Raw genomic sequence first — 20,217 nt, 5'->3', positions numbered from 1 at the left:
TTCAGGCGGGGCGTATGGTTAGGTGTTTTCATTGCTCTGGCATAGCGCTGTCACGCCGAGCAAACAACTTGGCAATACCCTTCGAACTACTTTGGACATTCCTGCTGAACTGTAAATCACATCTATCAGGTGAAATGACCAGCAATCACGATATCGTTGGCAAAATGTCGACATGATTTGGGCGTGCGGCAGGTTGCGATGCAGGCATTGGTTTGACTTCAGTGATCTGACGCTTTGCCCGCGCTGCATCGATCACCTTGCCCTACATCCTGAATTGTCTCAAACCCATCGCAAAATCGGCGTCACCGAGCCATCTCAAGAAACGCCATCCTGATTTCCGTCTCTCCATAGTTCAAAAACTACAAAGAAAAGCGTTAATAAATTTAGGAGCACTCACACATCTTAATGAGGTGGGTGGGCTTTCATTGTGGCCTTCCATTTGTGATGCGTCGTGAAAGAACAACACTGGAATCAGACGGTAACTTGCGGTGTGCTACGCCAGGTGTCGGATCGTGGCGGCATGCGCATCAGGGCGCGAACACGTTCCGCATTCTGGAATGAGGTCAGCAATTCCAACAATTCAAACGCCACCTCAACGCCAGTACCCGGGCCGGTTGAGCTGATGATTCCGTTATCTGTGACGATCGCTTCATCAACGAAAACTGCACCAAAGTCTTCAAGCTCGGCTTTCCGCTGTCCGCCTATCTGGTGGTAGGTCGTCGCTTTTTTTCCGTTCAGTACACCCGCCTTAGCCACAGCAAGAGAAGCCACACAGACAGAGGCAATGGGTTGCGTTTTTTTGGCAAAATGTTGAATCACTGAAGCAAAATCTGGTCCGTAAGCCTGCGCGTAATATCCTGCGCCAGCAAACCCACCCGGAAGTGCAAGCGCGTCGAATTGGTGCAGCTCAAGGTCTGCCAGCAACGCGTCAGGGTTAACCGAATAGCCAAAGGTCGTTTTCACGGGGGTTTGCAATCCGGCCGATACCAACGCAATCGGTGTGTCCCCATCAATGTTAGCCCAACCCAGAACGTCGATGAAGCCTGCGGCCTCAAGCTGTTCAAAGCCATCTGCCAACAATAGAAGTACACGCTTGGTCATCTGATAGCTCCTCTGAAATATGCGCCTTTCGCCCGGGCCGGGCGTTTCAAAGACCGTATACATCATTCTTGGTTTTTTGGCAGAATAGGAACACTGTCTGCACGATATTGAATTTTGTCGAACTATATTGGGTAAAATAACCAATTAGGCTGTGCGGTTTGAGCCTTGCAGGAAATGCGCATGTTTCTCGGTCCGCAAACCAGCCGACTTACCTGCCGACTTCATCAACAACTTGCGAGATGCTGACAGCGGCGACCAGTCCGAATTGGTCATGGCGCGATACATATTGAGTACAAACCCAAGGACCTTCTTTGTGCCGTCGACGATCTCTTTAACAATCCGATATCATCGCTTGGAGCATCGCTGCCGCTTTCTAGCGAAATCTTCAAAACCGGAGTGCATGTTGAAACTGGAGTCAACGTGGCAAACCTATGGCTTCCATTGGCTCGCAGCTGGTAGGGCCCTGCCGCGCCGCCGCTTAGTAAAGGCTTTACAACAAAACTTTTTAACAAGCATCAACAAGCGCATCGATCAAAACCCAACAAACCCCTTTCGGTAAACTAACTTTCTGAAATCTCCTGTAAAAGCCAATTACGCAGAATCGAAATATTTGGCCGCTGCGATTGGGCCTCGGGATAGACAAGATAAAAGGTGGAGCCTAGAGGAAGTGCACGGTCAAAAAGCTCAACTAGACGTCCGGCTGCGACGTCTTTCGCAGATAGAAATTTCCAACCCAAAACAACGCCTGCACCATCAATTGCAGTTTGAAATCCATGGTCAGGCAAGCTGAAATGCATGCCGCGCGTCGCGTCGACACCCGTTGTACCTGTTGCTTCAAGCCATGTTTCCCAGGTTGGGGCACTGGGATCATAATCCATAGAGTGATTGTGCAATAACACGTGTCTCTTTAAATCTTCAGGTTCCTTAATCGCGTCCGGCCCTTCAAGCAAACGCGGACTGCACATTGGCACAACAGTTTCGTCGAACAACTTTATTGCTTCTAGACCGGACCATTGGCCGTGCCCCAATCTGATCGCCGCATCAACGTCGTCGCGTTGAAAATCAACGAGGTTGAGCCCTGTTGAGATGCGCACGTCAATTTCGGGGTGCAATGAATAAAACTTTTGCAGACGTGGGATCAGCCACATAGCCGCAAAAGTAGGTGCAACCGTCAATGTCAGCGATCCACCGCTTTCGACGTCGATCACCTTTTCCATCGCATGATCGAGATCAAGAAATATCATTCGCAGCTCTTTCGCCAACAGCTGTCCGGTCTCGACAAGCACAAGGCCACGCGACCGACGCAGAAAAAGCGCTGTACCTAAATATTCTTCCAACTTTTTAATCTGATGGCTGATCGCAGCGGGCGTCACCGCTAGTTCTGCAGCAGCGCCCACAAAATTTAGATGACGCGCAGCCGCTTCAAACGCACGCAGCGCATTTAGTGGGTAAATTCGACGACTCATGTCTATGCCTAAGTTTTTCTAAGCCTGCGACAATTATTATCGTTTGTCTAGGGCCCAAGATAATTTTTACAATTGGTCCAAGGCAGTCAACTTGATTGCATAAAAATAGAAATATGAACCAGCCTGCTAGGACAATTGCCATGAGAGACATCAAAGATTTACACGCAAAATTTACACCAGAAGTCCAATTTTCACTGCGTATTTACAACTTTGACGATGCAGGCAGCGCTATGTCGGTCCTAGGACAACACGACACTGTAGAGCTATTTTGCGAAGACGATGATGTTGGACTGGACGCCATTCCGGCGGCGCTCGCGGCTCGTATCGACTTTGACATGAACCAGTTTTTTTGAGGCATTAGTCATGCAAAGGATAGCGCCCCCACCTTTTACACAAGCAACCGCATTCGCGGCCGTTCAAATTGCCGAAGAGGCGTGGAACTCTCGGGACGCTGAAAAGGTCACGCTGTTGTGTGCGATTGATTGTGTTTGGCGAAATCGCGACAACTTTTTTCAAGGCCGTTCAGCAATTGAATATTTTCTGAAGCGCAAATGGGCAAATGAATCCCAAGCCCAGCAAATAAAAGAGCTTTGGGCGTTCACCGAAAACCGAATTTCAGTTCGTTTTGAATGTGAATGGCAACACGAGGAAACCGGGCAGTGGTTTCGAACACACGGCAACGAACACTGGGAATTTGACCCAGACGGCTACCTCAATAGCCGAGACATGAGCGCCAACGACATTCCAATTTACAAGAACGACCAACGCATTGTGCGCTGAATCTACACCTCCCAAAAGGAAATAAAAATGAATTCTCCCATAAACTTGCTCACATTTACGACCGCTCTGGCTTTTTTTGCGCAGCTAGCAAGTCCCGGTTACGCCGACGACGGTTTGCCCCATCCCGGATTTGAGATCACCGTTGGCAACACTGCGCTACTCGTCACCGATCCGCAGAACGACTTTCTCAGCCCTGACGGCGTGGCCTGGGGCGTCGTCGGTGCAAATGTCGAGGAGGTCGGTACGGTGGAAAATATCGATGCGCTGTTTGCAACCGCAAAAGAAACTGGCATGCCCGTCTTCGTTTCACCGCATTATTACTATCCACACGATCACACCTGGAAGATCGAAGGCGCGCTTGAAGCGTTGATGCATAATATTGGCATGTTCAACCGCCCCGACCAACTGTCGAGCGAAGGTTTCGAAGGCTCCGGCGCTGACTGGCTGGCCCAATACAAACCTTACATTGAGGATGGCCACACAATCGTCTCAAGCCCGCATAAGGTATTCGGTCCCGAAACAAATGACCTGGTCCTGCAGTTGCGCAAACAGGGCATCGACAACGTCATCATTGCCGGAATGTCCGCCAATCTGTGCACCGAATCCCATATGCGCGAGCTGCAAGAGCAGGGATTTCGAGTGATGGTCGTCACCGACGCAACGGCCGCGGCGCAATTACCGGGACTGGATGGATATGCCGCAGCGCTGACAAACTTTCGGATGATAGCAAGCCATGTGGCCGATACTGCCACTGTTGTCGCCGAAATGCGGGAAGCCGTCGCTAACTAAGCGACGCCCCCACAACTCCGGGCGATCAGGCCCTCTCCCTGCAGATCGCCCGGGGACCATCAAAGAACATCCAGTGGTTTTGATTTTCAAAGGCTACGCGCTTGGCGATCCAGACATTCATTAATCGAATGTGCCCAATTTTAGAAGGAACCATAACTATGACGCCTGCATTAGAAATTGCTACAAACCCGCCAGTTTCAATCTTCGCAAAAATTTCACGCGAAGAAGTCACGATGGCAGCCCATGATTTGCGCAACCCGCTATCCTGCCTTGTCTCAACACTGGAATTGCTTGAAAGTCGCGCGGGCAAAAATGCCTCAGAGGGCCTGCGTAAAGATGTGCGTCGCGGGCTCCGCGCCGCGGAGCGAATGGACGGCATGATCCAAAGGTTGCTGGACAATGCGCGACAGCCACCTCCGCCTCCAGCGGCCAATGCGACGCCAAACACGCTGAGAGCCATCGTCGGAACTGCAGTCGAGTTTAGCCTTTTAAACGCCCGGAAGAAAGGCATTAGAATTCATCAGGTAGGCCCTAAAATTCTGACAACCCTCGACCAGGATTTGTTGGTTGAAGTTGTTGATAACTTGGTCAGTAACGCGGTCAAATTTTCCAACTACGCCAGCGAAATACACTGCAAAATCGGCCAAGACGCACGCTCTGCTTTCATACAGGTCACGGATAATGGCCGAGGGCTGACGCGCAAGGATTTGGCGAAAATTGGCGAACCATTTCAGCGCTTGTCTGCAAAGCCAACAGCCGGTGAAAAATCCAGCGGACTTGGGCTTTGGTCGGCCCGGCGCATCATCAATTCACTTGGTGGCGAGCTTTTCGCCGATAGCGACGGCTTCAATAAAGGCGCGACGTTTATGCTCCGCCTGCCACCAATTGCAACAAATTATGTGAGGATCAAAAATTGACCCGCCCCCCAGTGCCACCCTTCACAAAAGAAACTGCCATCCAAAAGGTACGTGCCGCCGAAGACGGTTGGAACTCGTGTGATCCGGCTAAAGTTGCGCCTGCCTATACCCCAGACAGCAACTGGCGGAACAGATCTCAATTCGCGCAGGGGCGTACAGAGATTCAAACGTTGCTTAAGCTTAAGTGGATCAGAGAGACTGAATACAGGTTGATCAAGGAATTATGGGCTTTCACTGAAAATCGTATTGCCGTTCGATTTGCATATGAATGGCGCGATGACAGGAACAATTGGTTTCGGTCCTATGGCAATGAAAACTGGGAATTTGATGCCGACGGGCTGATGCGCCACCGCATCGCAAGCATCAATGATCTCGCCATTTCTGAATCTGATCGAATGTTCCATTGGCCTCGCGGTCGCAGACCCGACGATCACCCAAGCCTCACTGATTTGGGCCTCTGAACGCAACCATATTCACCCACTTGAGATAGGAGTACGTTATGTCACGCGCATTCGCAGAAATCAGTTTTACGCCCTCAGTTCTGGCCTTTCAGAAACAAAATGGATCGGCGGATGGGTATTCAAATTTCCTGAACCCAGATACAGATCGTGCAGATCGCATCGGCCCTATGGAAGCCGAATTCATCGCCGGCAGAGACAGTTTTTATCAGGCAACGGTCAATAATAATGGCTGGCCGTATGTGCAGTTTCGTGGCGGCCCCACCGGCTTTCTCAAGGTGCTGGATGTTCAAACGATCGCTTACGCTGATTTTCGCGGGAATCGCCAATATCTAAGCGCTGGTAATCTTACGGACAATGATCGAATTTCGATGATCCTGATGGACTACCCCAACCGTCGGCGGCTAAAAATTTGGGGCCGCGCAAAGTTAATCAAAGCAACCGATAACCAGTTACTTATGACGCAGTTGCAAGATACGTCCTATCGCGGGCGCACCGAACGCGCGGTTGTCATCACCGTCGAAGCGCTCGATTGGAACTGCCCTCAGCACATTCCTCTGCGCCTGACGATGGAAGAGTTGGAACCACAACTCAAACCCGTACGAGACGAGCTATCACGACTGAAATTAGAGAACGAAAACCTGAAACTGGCGCTCGATTAGATCGACTGACCGCGACTCATTTTGAGCAAATTGACCAACATCAACAGAGCCCTAACCCTAACCCTAACATAGGAGAAATCCCTAATGTCCAATTCCATCAAATCAATTTTAGGCGCGAGCCTACTAGCGGTGACGTTTGCATCGCCAATCATGACAACGGCGCCTGCAAACGCAGCTGAACCCACATCAACGATTGATACCGCACGAACATCGTTCCGTTCAGAGGTCATCGATGGGATCAAGGTTGCCTACCGCGAGGCGGGTAACCCGTCAAACCCAACGATCCTGTTGCTGCACGGGTTCCCAACATCTTCGCATATGTTCCGCAATCTGATTCCGGAATTGGCTGAAAACTATCACGTCATAGCACCAGATTATCCGGGCTTTGGCGCATCCGACATGCCGGGTGCCGCGGAATACGAATACACATTTGCCAACACGGCAGAAATTATCACGGAATTGCTAGACCGCAAAAACGTCGAAGATTATGCGGTCTATCTGATGGATTATGGCGCGCCGGTCGGATTTCGGATGTTCGCAGAACACCCTGAACGGGTCTCTGGATTTATTATTCAGAACGGTAATGCATACGAGGAAGGTTTGAAAGAATTTTGGGACCCTCTCAAGGCCTATTGGGCCGATCCTTCTGCTGAAAATGGCGACCAATTGCGTGGGTTTTTTGAGATGGATGCGACGAAGTGGCAGTTCACCCACGGCACGCAAAACCCCGAAGAGATCAGCCCTGATAATTTCTGGCACGTTCAGTACTTGCTAGACCGTCCCGGCAATCAGGAAGTTCAGCTTGAGATGTTTTTGGATTACGGCACTAACGTCGCCGAATATCCAAAATGGCAGGCATTGTTTCGCGAACACCAAACGCCAACACTGCTGATGTGGGGCAAGAACGATTATATTTTCCCGGCTGATGGTGCGCATCCGTACAAACGTGATTTGGACAACTTGGAGTTCCACCTCCTCGACACAGGTCACTTCGCACTTGAGGAATATGGCCCCGAAATTTCCGATCTGATGATCAAATTCATGGATCGTAACGCAAACTGAGGGTTGCGCCCTTAGGGGCGCTCCCGCCTTTCCAAACAAAAATGAAATCACCGGGATGATCGACGCAGCCGCCCCAATTTCCTTGACCAAAATGCTTAGAAAAGAGCGCGAATATGACACATTCAGAACTGACTGCACACTGCAGCACAGGGCAGATGAAAGTGGTGCTCGCCCGAGCCGCCATCGTCGCCACAATACTCGGCACCGGGTCGACGATTGCAAACCAATTCAACGCGGTTTTCGGCCCTGCCCACCTTCAGTGCGTGCCCATGATCCTCGTTTACCTTACGCCCTTCGTTGTTGTCAGCGCATCTCAGGTTATGGGCACGCGCGCAGCTGCATGTGCCAATGGGGAGCAGGGAGAGAAACAAGAGCGTTTCTTAATGACGATTTTCTCTCACGGCATACTGCGTCGTGCAGTAGTGCTCGGTCTTGCAATAGGCGGTGTCGACATCGGCATAATCATCACTGATCGCCTTATCGCCGGGCGGCATCTAGATCAGCTTCCCATCGCGCTATTCATTCAGGCCGTCTCGTTGCCGATACTTTTCGGAGCCTTATCGCAGTCACTCTCATTCCGACGCGCTGTCGGCGCGACAACCCCATCTCTTGGAAGGAGCACGCTATGACTATCCAAAATAAGCTCAATACGGCTGAATGCGATGCCGTCGCGAACGACTTTTCGGACGCCCCCGAAACCCATGTCACGACAGCACAAGACTGGTTTGCCCAAGGAACCCGGATTCCATACGACCCCGTTTCGAAGAGGATATTGAACTTCAGCCATACCGCCGTATCGTCGACGTCTCTTAAGGTGTTTCGAAAGATTTCAAGCGATGCAAAACCGAAAGATAACGCCGTCTGGACGACCTTTTTACCAGGTTGGCCTGACGGCTCATATGGATGGTCAAAAGCCAATCAGCACCTTAAGTCTGCAGAGCTCGGTCCTCGGCTATTCGTCGAATATATTGGCGCGGGGGATTCAGACAAACCAAGCGACTATTCTTACAGCACCGACGAGCGCGCGGATCTGGTCGAAGCCCATTGGAAATATCATGGCGTAAAATCAACCTTCATCGTGGGCTTTGATTACTCCTCGATTGTCGCATTGGAGCTGCTAAGTCGGCAAATCGATCGACGCGCAAAGGGCGAAGCGGGAGGCACAAAAATCACAGGTGTTTTGCTTATTAATGGCGGCCTCTTTGCCGACGGGCATACACATCCATGGTTTACGACACCGCTGATCAAGTCAGTCATTGGCGAGTTTGCAATGTCGATAGCCCAACGGTCTAGGTTTCTATTTCGCGAAATCATGAATTCGCTCTGGTCCAAAGAGTTTAGCGTGACCGACGCAGAGGTTGATGCGCTGCACGACGCCATTGGGCGGCGCAATGGCACGTATGTACTCAACAAAACTGCGGGCTTCGTTGATCATCATAAACGCAATTCGGCGCGTTTGAATTTAAAGCGCATATTTATGGCCACCCAAGACTCTGTGTCCTTTCACGTTGTTGGCAGTGACAACGATCCCTTCGAGGGTCAGCAGGCGCAATTGGCCCGTAAGCGGCTGGGGCACCACGGTCTGGATGTTCGAATTCTACCGGGTGGGCATCTTACGACATCAGAACACCCCGAACTGCTCGCCGACATCATCAAGGAAGTCGCGTCTCAATAGTCTACGGCCCAGCACCGTTTCACGAGGCGAAAAACCAAAACCGCAGCAGATCAAAGGAACACGAAATGAAGATACATCAAATACGCAACGCGACCTTACTAATTGAGTTTGGGAACATTCGGCTGCTTGTTGACCCGATGTTGGCAGAAAAGCATACGCTGCCACCTTTGCGTCTGCTCAAAATGCGCGGTCGAAATCCCGCAGTTTCTTTGCCGGCAAGTGCCGATGACCTCCTAGACAGCGCAACTCACTGCTTGATCACTCATTGCCAGCGTGGGCATTTTGATCATCTTGATGGCGCGGCCAAGAAGTGGCTGATCGAGCGTGATCTGCCGGTCTTCTGCACGCCACGTGATGCGAGCTTTCTAAGCCAAGAAGGCTTGAACATCTGCCCATTGCAACGCAATGATATGACATCACAGCCATTCCTAACAGGGACCATTCAAACGACCTCATGCGTTCACGGGCGCGGACTGATTGGCCGTTTCATGGAACATGGCGTTGGATATGTCATCACAATGCCGCATGAACCCAAGCTCTATTTGACAGGCGATACGATCCTGACCCAAGACGTTCGCAATGTTGTTCAATCTCTTTCGCCAGATGTCATAGTTGCACCCGCAGGCGGTGCGCGTTTTGACATAGGCCGCGAGATCATCATGAACGCGGATGACATGTGCGAGTTGGCTCGACTCACAAGGGGGACGGTCATCGCTAACCATCTTGAGGCAATCAGCCATTGTCCTGTCTCGCGAAGCGATGTCATCGCGGCGGCCAGAGCATCGGGTTTGCACGATCGGATTCTCGCCCCCAACGATGGGGCTGCATTGGCCTTCTATGCGACGAAATGAATAAAAACTCATATCGGTAATCCGCGACTTTATCGTGACTCGTTTAACAGATATTGTCAGGTTGTGTCGCTAGTTTGAATTTAATAGACGAAACAGCTTTAACCAGTACATCTGACTCCGCATGGCGATATTAGGTGGCATTAGGAAGCCACGTGGCATCAATTACGATACCATCCTGCATCTTACAAACTGCTCCATACCCGGAAAATCTCGCAGGCTTCGCAGATCAAACGCCACGAAAAATTTTGGCGTAGCTACATACGCGTATGAGCCTCCTGCCCTCGGGTTTCGCGGGCCGGTCGTAATCAAATCGCGCATCCTTAAGCCACAAGCATACGAACAACGGTGCTGTCACCGATTGGCTATGAGAAGCAACGGAGAATGAACGAGGCAGGTGTCTAGGACGCTAGGGTCAGTAAACTGTTGAGAGAGAGCACGGAGCTGCCCTCTCTCTTTATAACAGGCAATGACTTAGTCGCTCCACCCACTCACGGCTTTGACTTCTAGAAATTCCTCTAGGCCAAACACACCGCCCTCGCGGCCATTCCCCGATTGTTTATAGCCGCCAAAAGGCGAGCCTTGGGCGAAGCCGGAGCTGTTGGTTTCCACCATACCCGAGCGCAGGCGGCGAGCCATGCGGCGGCGGCGCGCTTGATCAGAAGATTGGATATAGTTGGTCAGCCCATAGGGCGTATCATTGGCCATCCCTATGACTTCCTCTTCGGTATCGAATGGCATCAGGCACAAGACTGGGCCGAAGATTTCCTCTTTGTAGATTGTCATATCAGAGGTCACATCCGTGAACACTGTCGGGCGCACATAGTAGCCGCGATTCAGGCCTTCGGGGCGACCAGGACCACCCGCGAGAAGGGTTGCTCCCTCGGCTATGCCCGCCTCGATCAAGGTTTGAATTTTATCATACTGCATTTCAGAGACGACTGGCCCAATATGGCGGCCATCTTGGGATGCGGAACCAACTGTGGTAGCCTCGGCGGCGGCTTTGGCTTCCGTCACGGCTTGATCAAAGCGCGCACGCTCGACGAACATACGTGTGGGTGCGTTGCACGATTGGCCTGTGTTGCGGAAGCAACGAATAATGCCATCCGTGACCGCATTGTCGGCACCGTCCGCGAAGATGATGTTGGCGCCTTTGCCGCCCAATTCCAGCGACACGCGCTTGAGGGTCTCGGCGGCGGCAACAGAGATCAGCTTGCCCGCGCGCGACGAACCCGTGAAGGACACCATGTCGATATCGAGATGCGCAGAGAGCTGCGAGCCAACGCCGGGGCCATCGCCGTTTACCATGTTGTAGACGCCTTTGGGGAAGCCCGCCTCATCCATGAACTCGGAAAACAAGATGCCTGATAGAGGCGCGATCTCAGATGGCTTCAGGACAACGGTACAGCCGGCAGCGATGGCTGGGACAACCTTGAGTACAATCTGGTTCATCGGCCAGTTCCAAGGTGTGATCAGCGCGCAAACACCAATAGGCTCGCGCAGGGTCATCTCGGTGTCGGTGAACTTGGTGTCGAATTCGAAGTTTTCGAAGGCTTTGATGAAGCCTTCCAAATGCCATGAGCCCGCGCCAACCTGTTGGGCGCGCGACAGTTTCATCGGGGCGCCCATTTCAGTGGACATAGCAACGGCCATTTCTTCTGAACGGCGGTTGTAGATGTCGAGCAACTTGCGCAGCAGGGCCAACTTCTCGGCCTTCGGAGTAAACGCCCAAGTCTCGAAGGCGGTGCGGGCGGCGGCAACGGCGGCATTGGTATCAGCCTCGGAGCCTAGGGAAATCGTGGCGCAAACCTCCTCGGTGGAGGGGTTGATAACGTCGAAGTCATTTGCTGTCGCGGGTGCGACCCATTGACCGTTGATGTAGAAATTTTTGCTATTAGGCATGGGAGGCTCCGTTCGGGGGTGTGTTTCAATGCTGTGCCGACTATATTTGCTAGTGAAACCATAAATAGAAAGGGACCGCCATGGGTCTGCGCATTAACGACACAATTCCCAATATTACCGTGATGACCGATAAGGGAGAGATCACTCTGCACGATTTTGTCGGTGATTCTTGGGCGGTTATATTCTCCCACCCGAAAGATTTTACGCCTGTTTGTACGACCGAATTTGGCGCGGTTGCCCAATTGGCTGATGAATGGGCCAAACGCGGCACCAAAGTGCTGGGCGTGTCCGTGGATGGGGTTGAAGACCACGTCAAATGGAAGCGTGATATCGAGCAAGTGGCCGATGCCAAAGCTGAGTTTGCTATCGTGGCGGATGAAGGTCTGGAAATGGCCAAAGCCTTTGACATGCTGCCTGCCGAGGCCTACATGCCCGACGGCCGTACCCCAGCAGATAGCGCGACTGTACGCTCGGTGTTTATTGTTGGGCCAGACAAGCAGCTGAAATTGTCGATGACATATCCGATGACAGTAGGCCGCAACTTTGCGGAAATCCTACGCGCGCTGGACGGTTTGCAAATGTCGGCCAAAGGCGTGGCGACGCCTGCTAATTGGCAATTGGGCCAGGATGTAATCGTACCGCCTGCGGTGAGCACCGAAGATGCGATGGCTAAATTTGGTGAGGTGAATACCATCCTGCCATACCTGCGCACGGTCAAAGCACCTAGCTAAGGCATTGGTATATTAAAGTAAAAGCCGCTCCTTGGGGGCGGCTTTTTTGATTGCAACGATTGTTGATCCCTAGTGGAGCACAACCTTCGCGCCCTCAGGCACCTGCTGGTACAGATGTGCGATATGCGCGTTGGTCAGGCGCACACAGCCATTTGAGACGGCAGAGGCAATGGTCCAAGGCGATGAAGTGCCGTGAATGCGCAGGAATGTATCACCCTTGCCGGGGGTAAACAGATACAGCGCCCGCGAGCCAAGCGGATTGGCCGGGCCGCCGGGCATGCCGTCCTCATACTGCTTATAGGCACCGGGATTGCGTTTGATCATATCTTGGGTTGGGGTCCATGCGGGCCAATTTTTCTTGGCTCCGACGTGGAACTTGCCTGACTCGTAGAGACCCGCTTTGCCGATGCCGCAGGTGTAGCGGATGGCTTTGCCCTCGGGCAGGGTCCAGTAAAGCGCAAAAGACTTCGGGTCGACATGAACTTCTCCTGCGGGCAAATCACCTTTTAAGGTAATGATACGGGGCTTGTATTCCTCGGGCATGACCCAAGATTTGCGTTGCGCCAGTGCGGGAGTGCCCAGCGCCGCGGCAGCTAAAGAAGTTGTCAGTAATGTACGGCGATTAATCATGATCGGTCCTTTTTTCCCGCCCTTATCCGACGCGGTGCAATATGTTGTAACCAGCTTAGCGGATTTACTCCTAAAGGGGCAATAACAGGGACGTGATCACGACAGACCCAGAAGTGGCGCCAAATGGCAGCGCGCTAAAATCGCACTATAGGCTTTTGAAAATCCAGCAGAAGAAAAGTTCACATTGGGGGAGCTTGGAATTTTCAAAATGGCACCCTCATCTCCCTGCTTATCAGCAGCTGAAAGCCGTTCAATGATCAACTTGTCGCTCTCTTTAGGTGGCCAAGCACTGTCGCCATCAGATTTCATCGGATAACGGCGCGTGCCAAGATGCAGGCGGAGCCCTCTTGTTTTTTGAAACCGAGGGGATGCATTGATCGAGATTTGCGGCGCGCCAAGCCCCTCGAACACCGTGACATAGAGAAAGTAACTGACCCCTCCTGAGCGCTGCATCGTGGTAGCCCAACAGGCACCATCATCGCTAAACATTGCCCAGTCGCGAGAGTGGTCATAGCGATGCGTGTTTTGGGCAAAAGATGGAGCCGTGCTCAAAAGGGCGAATAGGAAAAGGCTTATGCGTATCATAGTAAGATTATATGCACGTGCAGTGGTTCTGTCGCAAAGAGTTTCTGGAAGCTCGCGCAATTGAGCCACCCTGAATTCATACTCAATAAAACTCAACGCACTTTAAAATGGAGCTTTGGCCTTGAACTCGACCGCTTTTCCACCCTGAGGGTGCCGCAGCTTTAGGCTTTCAGCATGTAACATCATGCGAGGGTATTGATCCGCATTTTTCGAATAGAACGGATCCCCCACAATAGGATGTCCCAAGGCCAACATATGCACCCGCAACTGGTGTGAACGCCCTGTCTTCGGCATCAGCCTCATGCGTGTCGTATTATCTTTGACAGCTCCCCGACGCCATTCTGTTATTGCCTGTTTACCGCGGATAAAATTCACATGCTGCAAGGGACGGTTGGGCCAATCCACGATCAAAGGCAGTTGAATCAATCCAGTTTTTTCCACTACTTTTCCATGCACCACGGCCATGTAGACCTTCTTGGTATGTCGCCTCTCGAACTGCAATCCTAAGTGGCGTTGAGCAGCTTTGGTCAGTGCAAAAACCATCACCCCAGACGTGTCACGATCCAACCGATGCACCAGCAGCGCGGTAGGGAAGGCCAATTGTATCCGCGCCATCAGGCAATCCGCTAAATGCTCGCCCTTGCCCGGCACCGACAGCAATCCCGCAGGCTTGTTTACCAGCAACAGCTCCGCATCCTCATGGATCACGTCCAATGGGTCGGTCGGCGGGTTATACTCACTACTGATCACGGTTGCGCACCATGGAATACGTATACAGGATTAACGCCACCCAGATCATTGGAAAGGCAATCATTCGCGCCTTACCAAAGGGCTCCCCGAACACAAAGACAGCAACTAAGAAAATCATCGTTGGCGCGATATATTGCAGCACTGCGATAGTAGACAATCGTAAGCGCTTTGCCCCATTAGCATAGAGAATTAGCGGAACAGAGGTCACCACACCGCACCCCATCAAGAGCCATATATTCGGCAAGAAATGACTGGCTCCCGTGCCGCCCAAATAGACCCAATATCCCAATGCAGGAACCGCTAGGATCAAAACCTCCAGCAAGAACCCTTGGTTCGGCCCAATCGGCAAAGACTTCTTGAAGAAGGCGTAGAAACCCCAAGACACAGTCAATCCGATTGCCACCAAAGGCAGCCGCCCCGCATCAATGGTCAGAACAATCACCGCCGCAAAAGCCAATGCCACCGCAAACCATTGCAACTTAGCTAGGCGTTCCTTGAGCAACACAAACCCCAAGAATACCGAGAAAATCGGATTAATATAGTAACCAAGTGCCGCTTCTAGCGTATTTCCAGAGGCGATAGCCCAGACATAAATCCCCCAATTCACAGAGATCAATGCCGCCGTCACACAGCCCATTGCAAGCATTTTAGGCGATGTTAGAGCCATACGGATATCTTTAGTGCGGCCCATTACAATTAGTAAAAGCCCCGCTATCGGAACCGACCAAATTGCCCGGTGCATCACGACTTCAGCAGCGGGAACATGCGACAGCATCTTCATGTAGAGCGGCAAGAAACCCCAAAGCACATAGGCGGATACCGCGAACCCAAGCCCCGCAGAGCTGTCACCGCTTCTCGATCCATTGTCATTCACATCAACCATAGGATCATTCATCATCATGACCCGCCAGTTGCAAGACTTAGACTTTCACACGCTCTGATTTAGGATCATAAAATGGCTTTGATGACACCTCAGCTTTCACGCGCGTCCCTGCAACGTCGATTTCAAATTCAGACGATAAAACATCTGCCAATGCCTCTCCCGAGCAAGGCACATACCCCATACCCATCGCTGCCCCTAGATGGTGTCCGTATGAACCTGATGTCAGATAGCTAACGATTTCACCATTTCGATATATCGGTTCAGCGTGGTACAAAAGTGGCTCCGGGTCAGTAAGCTTGAATTGCAAAAGCCGCATATTTAGACCCTGTTCTGCTTTATTCAAGACCGCCTCTCGTCCAATGAAATCAACTTCGTCCTTTTTAACCGCAAACCCTAACCCCGCTTCCATCACGTGATCTTCTGAAGTGATATCGTGGCCGAAATGGCGAAACCCTTTCTCCATTCGACAGCTATCCATCATATGCATTCCACACAGCTTTAAATCCATCTCATGCCCGGCTTCATGTAGCGTTTCAAACACATGCCCAGCCTGATCAGCGCTGATGTACAACTCCCAACCCAACTCCCCCACGTAGCTCACGCGATGCGCCCGGGCGAGACCCATGCCTATCTCAATACCTTGCGCTGTACCAAACGGGTTAGCCCCATTCGAGAAATCTGCGGGTGAAACCATCTCGAGCAATTTTCGTGAATTCGGCCCCATGACTGCAAGCACGCCTTCGCCCGCAGTAACATCCGTAATCACTACATTGAAATCTGCGATATGGCGGCGCATCCAGGTCTCATCGGCCAACCGGGTAGCGGCTGGCGTCACCACAAGATACGCGGTCTCGGTGAGACGGGTCACTGTTACATCAGCCTCAATTCCCCCGTTACGGTTTAAGAATTGAGTGTAGACAATTTTACCAACCGGCACCGAGAAGTCCGCACCACCTATGTAGTTTAGAAATGCTTCGGCGTCGTTTCCTTCGACCCTAATTTTGCCGAATGATGACATATCGTACATGCCAACATTTGTGCGTATCGCGTTATGTTCAGTGGCTATATTGCCAAAGAAATTCTGCCGCTTCCAAGAGTATTGGTAAGTTGGTTCCTGTCCGGCATTCGCAAACCAATTGGCACGCTCCCACCCTGCCAACTCGCCCATAACCGCGCCGTTGTTAAGCAAGTGTTGGTGAAATGGGGTGCGCCGCACCCCGCGTCCTGTCTTCTTTTGAAGATAAGGAAAGTGGTCCGCATAAAGCAGCCCAAGCGTTTCTTTTGACCGTTCAAACAGATAGGTTTTATTGCCCTGAAAGGGCTGCATCCGTGCAATGTCTACGTCGCCTAAATCGAAAGGCTTTTGCCCCTCATCCATCCACTGTGCCAATGCCGACCCCGCCCCACCTGCGGATTGAATACCGATGGAATTAAAACCTGCTGCTACCCAAAAATTATCCAATTCAGGAGCAAGGCCAAGATGGTACGCGTCATCAGGCGTGAACGATTCAGGGCCATTAAAGAACGTATGAATCCCGACCTCTGCCAACATTGGCATGCGCTCGACTGCGGCTTCTAGGATTGGTTCAAAGTGATCGAAGTCTTCGGGCAGTTGATCGAATTCAAAATCCTTGGGAATGCCATCCATCGCCCAAGGTTTGGATACAGGTTCGAACGCTCCCAGCAACATTTTGCCTGCATCTTCTTTATAATAGGCGCATTCATCTGGTACTCGTAAGACTGGCATTTGGGTCAGGCTAGGGATGCTCTCCGTCACAATATAGAAGTGCTCACAGGCATGAAGCGGAACATTCACGCCCGCCATTCGGCCGATCGCATGACTCCACATGCCGCCACAATTTACTACATCTTCCGCCTTGATAGAGCCTGTTTCACCATTCTCATCCTCCCAACTCACCCCGGTTACGCGCCGGCCCTCTTTCTCGATTGATGTGACCAAATAGCCTTCCTTAACTGAAGCGCCATTCTTCCGTGCACCCTTCGCCAGTGCATGGGCAATATTGCCCGGATCACCTTGACCATCCAGCGGCAAGTAGACGCCACCCTTCACTCCGGAGATGTTTAAATGTTCATAGCGCTCTTTGACTTCTTGGGGCGTGATAGACTCTACTTCGACTCCAAATGAGCGTGCCATCGCAGCTTGGCGCTTGATCTCTTCTAGCCGCTCTTCAGTCAGCGCCACGGTGATCGAACCGCACCGCTTAAACCCCGTTGCGACGCCCGTCTCGGCCTCTAAGTCACCGTAAAGTTCTTGGCTATATTTCGCGAGCTTCGTCATGTTTTTAGTGGCACGTAACTGGGCAATTAACCCGGCCGCATGCCATGTCGTGCCAGAGGTCAGCTGCTTGCGCTCCAATAGAACAACATCCTTCCAGCCCAGTTTAGCCAGATGATATGCAACTGAGCATCCAATGATGCCGCCACCGATAATTACAACGCGTGCGTGCGTGGGAAGGGTCATAGTCGTCTTTCCTTGTCGTTAATTGCCGAGAGCATAAATCAAGCGCGCAATCTTGCATTGTTGGCGTCCCAAAGAGGTTGATCTTCCTGTACGATCGCTTTGTAGCGCTTGCCGTAAATCTCAACCTCCAACTCGGTATTTGGGGTTGCTAAATCGGCTCTAACCATACCCAAAGCTATGGATTTATTCACCCTGTAGCCCCAATCCCCCGACGTGGTTTCCCCCACAACTTCGGTGCCATGCCAAATCGTGGACATATAGGGAGCGTCGGCATTGCCTGCTTCGACAACCAACGTCACAAACCCCTTTTTAGGGCCGCTTTCTTTCTCCCTCAGCAACGCAGTCTTGCCTGGGAAACCTTGCGGTTTATCAAACCGAATGAACCGCTCTAGGCCGCATTCCAGCATGGTGTAGTCACTAGACAAATCACCCTTCCAAGTTCGGTAACCTTTCTCGACACGCATCGAGTTCAGTGCATACATGCCAAATGGTTTGGCACCAGCCGCCCGCAAGGCTTCGTAAATCGGCGCGCTATCTTCAAAGGATGTGTGGACCTCCCAGCCCAACTCACCGGCAAACGAAATGCGAAACAATTTAGCGGGCTTGCTGGCCACAATCGTATCTTGGATTGTCAGCCAGCCGCTAGACAGGTCTGCATCTGGGGCCAGCGCGGCAATCATCTCGCGTGACTTTGGTCCGTTGACCAGCAATGTGGACCACCTGGTGGTCACATCTGTTAGCTTCAAAGAGCCGCCGACGGGCAGCGCCTTCTCTAGAAACTCAAAGTCATGCCATTGCGCCACAGCGGCGGTCATCAGCCAAAAGTCATCCTCAGCCCAGCGAATAATCGTGACCTCGGTCACGATGCGCCCACGTGTGTCGGCAAAGTAGCCAAGGTTCATGCGCCCAACCTTGGGCAAGGCCCCAGTGATTTGGCAACGCAACCATTCAGCCGCCCCATCACCGGATAATTTATACCGCGAGAACCCCGGCATATCCAACACGCCAACATCGTTGGTACAGGCCTCAACCTCTTCCTTGATGCGCTGCGACCAAGGGCCTGTGCGGTTCCAAGTCTGCGTGGCTTCCTCGGAGGTATCATCACCGTCTTTGGCGTACCAATTAGCCCGCTCCCAGCCATTATAGGCCCCCATTTGCGCCCCAGAGGCCAGCAGGATTTCATGGTTCACGGATAGCTTTTTGTTGCGCCCAGCAGGCCACTCATGGCGCGGAAAATGCATCGCGTACTCATGGCCATAAGTTTCTAACGCCTTACTTAGACAATGATCATGATCCGTGAAATCAGTGTAGCGACGCGGATCCACGGCCCACATATCTAGATCAGTTTTACCGTGCATAATCCATTCTGACAGGACCTTGCCAGCGCCCCCGCCCTGCGCAATTCCGAACGTGAACGAATGCGCCTCAAATGCGTTTTTCACACCGGGCATTGGGCCAATCATCGGCAAGCCATCGGGCGCATAAGGGATCGGGCCATTGATATTGCGCGAAATTCCTGCTGTGCCCAAGGCAGGTACCCGCGCCATCGCATCCTCGATGTAGAATTCGAGACGTTCCAGATCATCGGGGTACAATTGAAACGAGAAATCATCTGGCATCGGATCATCCGGCGTCACCCAATGCGCCTTACAATTCCGCTCATAGGGGCCAAGGTTCAGGCCGTTTTTATCTTGGCGCAGATAGTAGCTGATATCCACGTCGCGGATCATTGGCATTTTGTGGTTTTGCTCTTTGGTCCATGCCGCCAACTCCGGGATTTCTTCGGTCAAAAAATACTGATGGGACATCACCACCATCGGAACCGTACGCCCGCCGAAAGGCTTAAACATCTCGCCCACGCGTTGCGCATAATAGCCCGCACAGTTGGCCACATACTCACAACGAATGTCGCCCTTAGCAGTGTGTACAATCCATTCATCACCGTCGCGCGAAACACGAGTGACCGAGCTAAACCGCTCGATCCGCCCACCTGCATCACGCGCGCCCTTAGCGAGCGCTTGGGTCAGTTGCGCAGGGTCTATATCCCCGTCCAGCGGATCCCACAGCCCGCCTTCTAGATCATGTATCTCTAGGAACGGGTTATGCTCTTTCAGCTCCGCAGGCGTGCATACATCCATATCTAGACCCTGATATCGGCCCATACCTGCGACCCGCTCAAACTCTTGCATCCGCTCTTTCGAGTGCGCCAAACGCAGTGACCCCGTGACGTGATAGTTCATCGGATAGTCCACATCGTCACCCAGCGTGCGGTACATCTCTAGCCCACAGCGCTGCATGTTCATCACCGCCCAAGAGTTGGAAAAGTTCGGGCAATTACCCGCCGCGTGCCATGTAGAGCCAGCGGTCAGTTCGTTCTTTTCCAACAGCACGCAGTCTTTCCAACCAGCCTTGGCCAAATGATACAACGTGGAGGTGCCAACGACACCGCCCCCTATAATGACCACACGGGCCGTTGTTGGAAAATCAGACATATGG

The 20,217-nt window shown here is 52.1% G+C and carries 21 protein-coding genes; 11 read left to right on the top strand and 10 right to left on the bottom strand.

The annotated features are described in order from the left end of the window. Positions 1–471: 471 nt before the first annotated feature. The 3 genes from AC3Y7R_RS15065 to gcvA all read right to left on the bottom strand — a co-directional run bounded on the left by AC3Y7R_RS15065 (position 472) and on the right by gcvA (position 2,567). Positions 472–1,101 (bottom strand): DJ-1/PfpI family protein, encoded by a 630-nt coding sequence (locus tag AC3Y7R_RS15065; protein ID WP_490042890.1) that lies wholly within the window; start codon positions 1,099–1,101, stop codon positions 472–474. 144 nt (positions 1,102–1,245) lie between these two features. Further along, on the bottom strand, positions 1,246–1,374 hold the full coding sequence (locus AC3Y7R_RS15060; RefSeq protein ID WP_490042889.1) for a hypothetical protein: 129 nt from the start codon (positions 1,372–1,374) through the stop codon (positions 1,246–1,248). A 287-nt stretch (positions 1,375–1,661) separates the two neighbouring features. Then, entirely contained in the window at positions 1,662–2,567 is a 906-nt protein-coding gene (gcvA, locus tag AC3Y7R_RS15055) for a transcriptional regulator GcvA (protein WP_490042888.1), read from the bottom strand. Between the two features lie 140 nt (positions 2,568–2,707). On the opposite strand from gcvA, the gene AC3Y7R_RS15050 reads away from it, so the two are divergent. The 10 genes from AC3Y7R_RS15050 to AC3Y7R_RS15005 all read left to right on the top strand — a co-directional run bounded on the left by AC3Y7R_RS15050 (position 2,708) and on the right by AC3Y7R_RS15005 (position 9,761). Beyond that, a complete protein-coding gene (locus AC3Y7R_RS15050; RefSeq protein WP_490042887.1) occupies positions 2,708–2,920 on the top strand; it encodes a hypothetical protein in 213 nt (70 codons plus the stop codon). Positions 2,921–2,930: 10 nt separating this feature from the next. Further along, positions 2,931–3,347 carry a DUF1348 family protein gene (locus AC3Y7R_RS15045; protein ID WP_490042886.1) on the top strand — a complete coding sequence of 139 codons (417 nt, stop codon included), beginning with the start codon at positions 2,931–2,933 and terminating at the stop codon, positions 3,345–3,347. A gap of 27 nt (positions 3,348–3,374) precedes the next feature. Next, on the top strand, positions 3,375–4,136 hold the full coding sequence (locus AC3Y7R_RS15040; protein WP_490042885.1) for a cysteine hydrolase family protein: 762 nt from the start codon (positions 3,375–3,377) through the stop codon (positions 4,134–4,136). Between the two features lie 158 nt (positions 4,137–4,294). Continuing rightward, positions 4,295–5,053, top strand: a complete 759-nt coding sequence (locus AC3Y7R_RS15035) for a sensor histidine kinase (protein ID WP_490042884.1) — start codon at positions 4,295–4,297, stop codon at positions 5,051–5,053. Beyond that, the gene (locus AC3Y7R_RS15030) at positions 5,050–5,514 is read left to right on the top strand and encodes a nuclear transport factor 2 family protein (RefSeq protein ID WP_490042883.1); all 465 of its coding nucleotides are present in this window, start codon (positions 5,050–5,052) and stop codon (positions 5,512–5,514) included. The genes AC3Y7R_RS15035 and AC3Y7R_RS15030 overlap by 4 nt, the downstream gene beginning before the upstream one ends. Positions 5,515–5,552: 38 nt before the next feature. Beyond that, a complete protein-coding gene (locus AC3Y7R_RS15025) occupies positions 5,553–6,173 on the top strand; it encodes a pyridoxamine 5'-phosphate oxidase family protein (RefSeq protein WP_490042882.1) in 621 nt (206 codons plus the stop codon). An 84-nt stretch (positions 6,174–6,257) separates the two neighbouring features. Further along, positions 6,258–7,235 (top strand): alpha/beta fold hydrolase, encoded by a 978-nt coding sequence (locus AC3Y7R_RS15020; RefSeq protein ID WP_490042881.1) that lies wholly within the window; start codon positions 6,258–6,260, stop codon positions 7,233–7,235. A 113-nt stretch (positions 7,236–7,348) separates the two neighbouring features. Further along, complete coding sequence (locus AC3Y7R_RS15015; protein ID WP_490042880.1) at positions 7,349–7,864, top strand: hypothetical protein; 516 nt, start codon at positions 7,349–7,351, stop codon at positions 7,862–7,864. Next, entirely contained in the window at positions 7,861–8,910 is a 1,050-nt protein-coding gene (locus tag AC3Y7R_RS15010; protein ID WP_490042879.1) for an alpha/beta fold hydrolase, read from the top strand. The genes AC3Y7R_RS15015 and AC3Y7R_RS15010 overlap by 4 nt, the downstream gene beginning before the upstream one ends. Positions 8,911–8,975: 65 nt before the next feature. Further along, on the top strand, positions 8,976–9,761 hold the full coding sequence (locus AC3Y7R_RS15005; RefSeq protein ID WP_490042878.1) for an MBL fold metallo-hydrolase: 786 nt from the start codon (positions 8,976–8,978) through the stop codon (positions 9,759–9,761). A 471-nt stretch (positions 9,762–10,232) separates the two neighbouring features. Here AC3Y7R_RS15005 and AC3Y7R_RS15000 read toward each other — a convergent pair whose 3' ends face one another. Then, positions 10,233–11,660, bottom strand: a complete 1,428-nt coding sequence (locus AC3Y7R_RS15000) for an aldehyde dehydrogenase family protein (RefSeq protein ID WP_490042877.1) — start codon at positions 11,658–11,660, stop codon at positions 10,233–10,235. 80 nt (positions 11,661–11,740) lie between these two features. Here AC3Y7R_RS15000 and AC3Y7R_RS14995 point away from each other — a divergent pair, with 80 nt between their 5' ends. Continuing rightward, entirely contained in the window at positions 11,741–12,391 is a 651-nt protein-coding gene (locus AC3Y7R_RS14995) for a peroxiredoxin (RefSeq protein WP_490042876.1), read from the top strand. Positions 12,392–12,460: 69 nt separating this feature from the next. Here the strand turns inward: AC3Y7R_RS14995 and AC3Y7R_RS14990 are convergent, their stop codons facing one another. The 6 genes from AC3Y7R_RS14990 to AC3Y7R_RS14965 form a co-directional block, all read right to left on the bottom strand. Continuing rightward, complete coding sequence (locus AC3Y7R_RS14990) at positions 12,461–13,021, bottom strand: L,D-transpeptidase (protein WP_490042875.1); 561 nt, start codon at positions 13,019–13,021, stop codon at positions 12,461–12,463. A gap of 96 nt (positions 13,022–13,117) precedes the next feature. After that, positions 13,118–13,702 (bottom strand): hypothetical protein, encoded by a 585-nt coding sequence (locus AC3Y7R_RS14985; protein WP_490042874.1) that lies wholly within the window; start codon positions 13,700–13,702, stop codon positions 13,118–13,120. A 6-nt stretch (positions 13,703–13,708) separates the two neighbouring features. Beyond that, positions 13,709–14,353, bottom strand: a complete 645-nt coding sequence (locus tag AC3Y7R_RS14980; protein WP_490042892.1) for a pseudouridine synthase — start codon at positions 14,351–14,353, stop codon at positions 13,709–13,711. Further along, on the bottom strand, positions 14,346–15,254 hold the full coding sequence (gene rarD / locus AC3Y7R_RS14975; RefSeq protein ID WP_490042873.1) for an EamA family transporter RarD: 909 nt from the start codon (positions 15,252–15,254) through the stop codon (positions 14,346–14,348). Before rarD ends, AC3Y7R_RS14980 begins: the two co-directional genes overlap by 8 nt. A 22-nt stretch (positions 15,255–15,276) precedes the next feature. After that, entirely contained in the window at positions 15,277–17,721 is a 2,445-nt protein-coding gene (locus tag AC3Y7R_RS14970) for a GcvT family protein (RefSeq protein ID WP_490042872.1), read from the bottom strand. A gap of 38 nt (positions 17,722–17,759) precedes the next feature. Continuing rightward, positions 17,760–20,213, bottom strand: a complete 2,454-nt coding sequence (locus AC3Y7R_RS14965) for a GcvT family protein (RefSeq protein ID WP_490042871.1) — start codon at positions 20,211–20,213, stop codon at positions 17,760–17,762. Positions 20,214–20,217 lie beyond the last annotated feature (4 nt).

The sequence above is a fragment of the Litoreibacter sp. genome (assembly GCF_058136045.1).
This window is presented reverse-complemented; position numbering and strand designations above follow the sequence as displayed.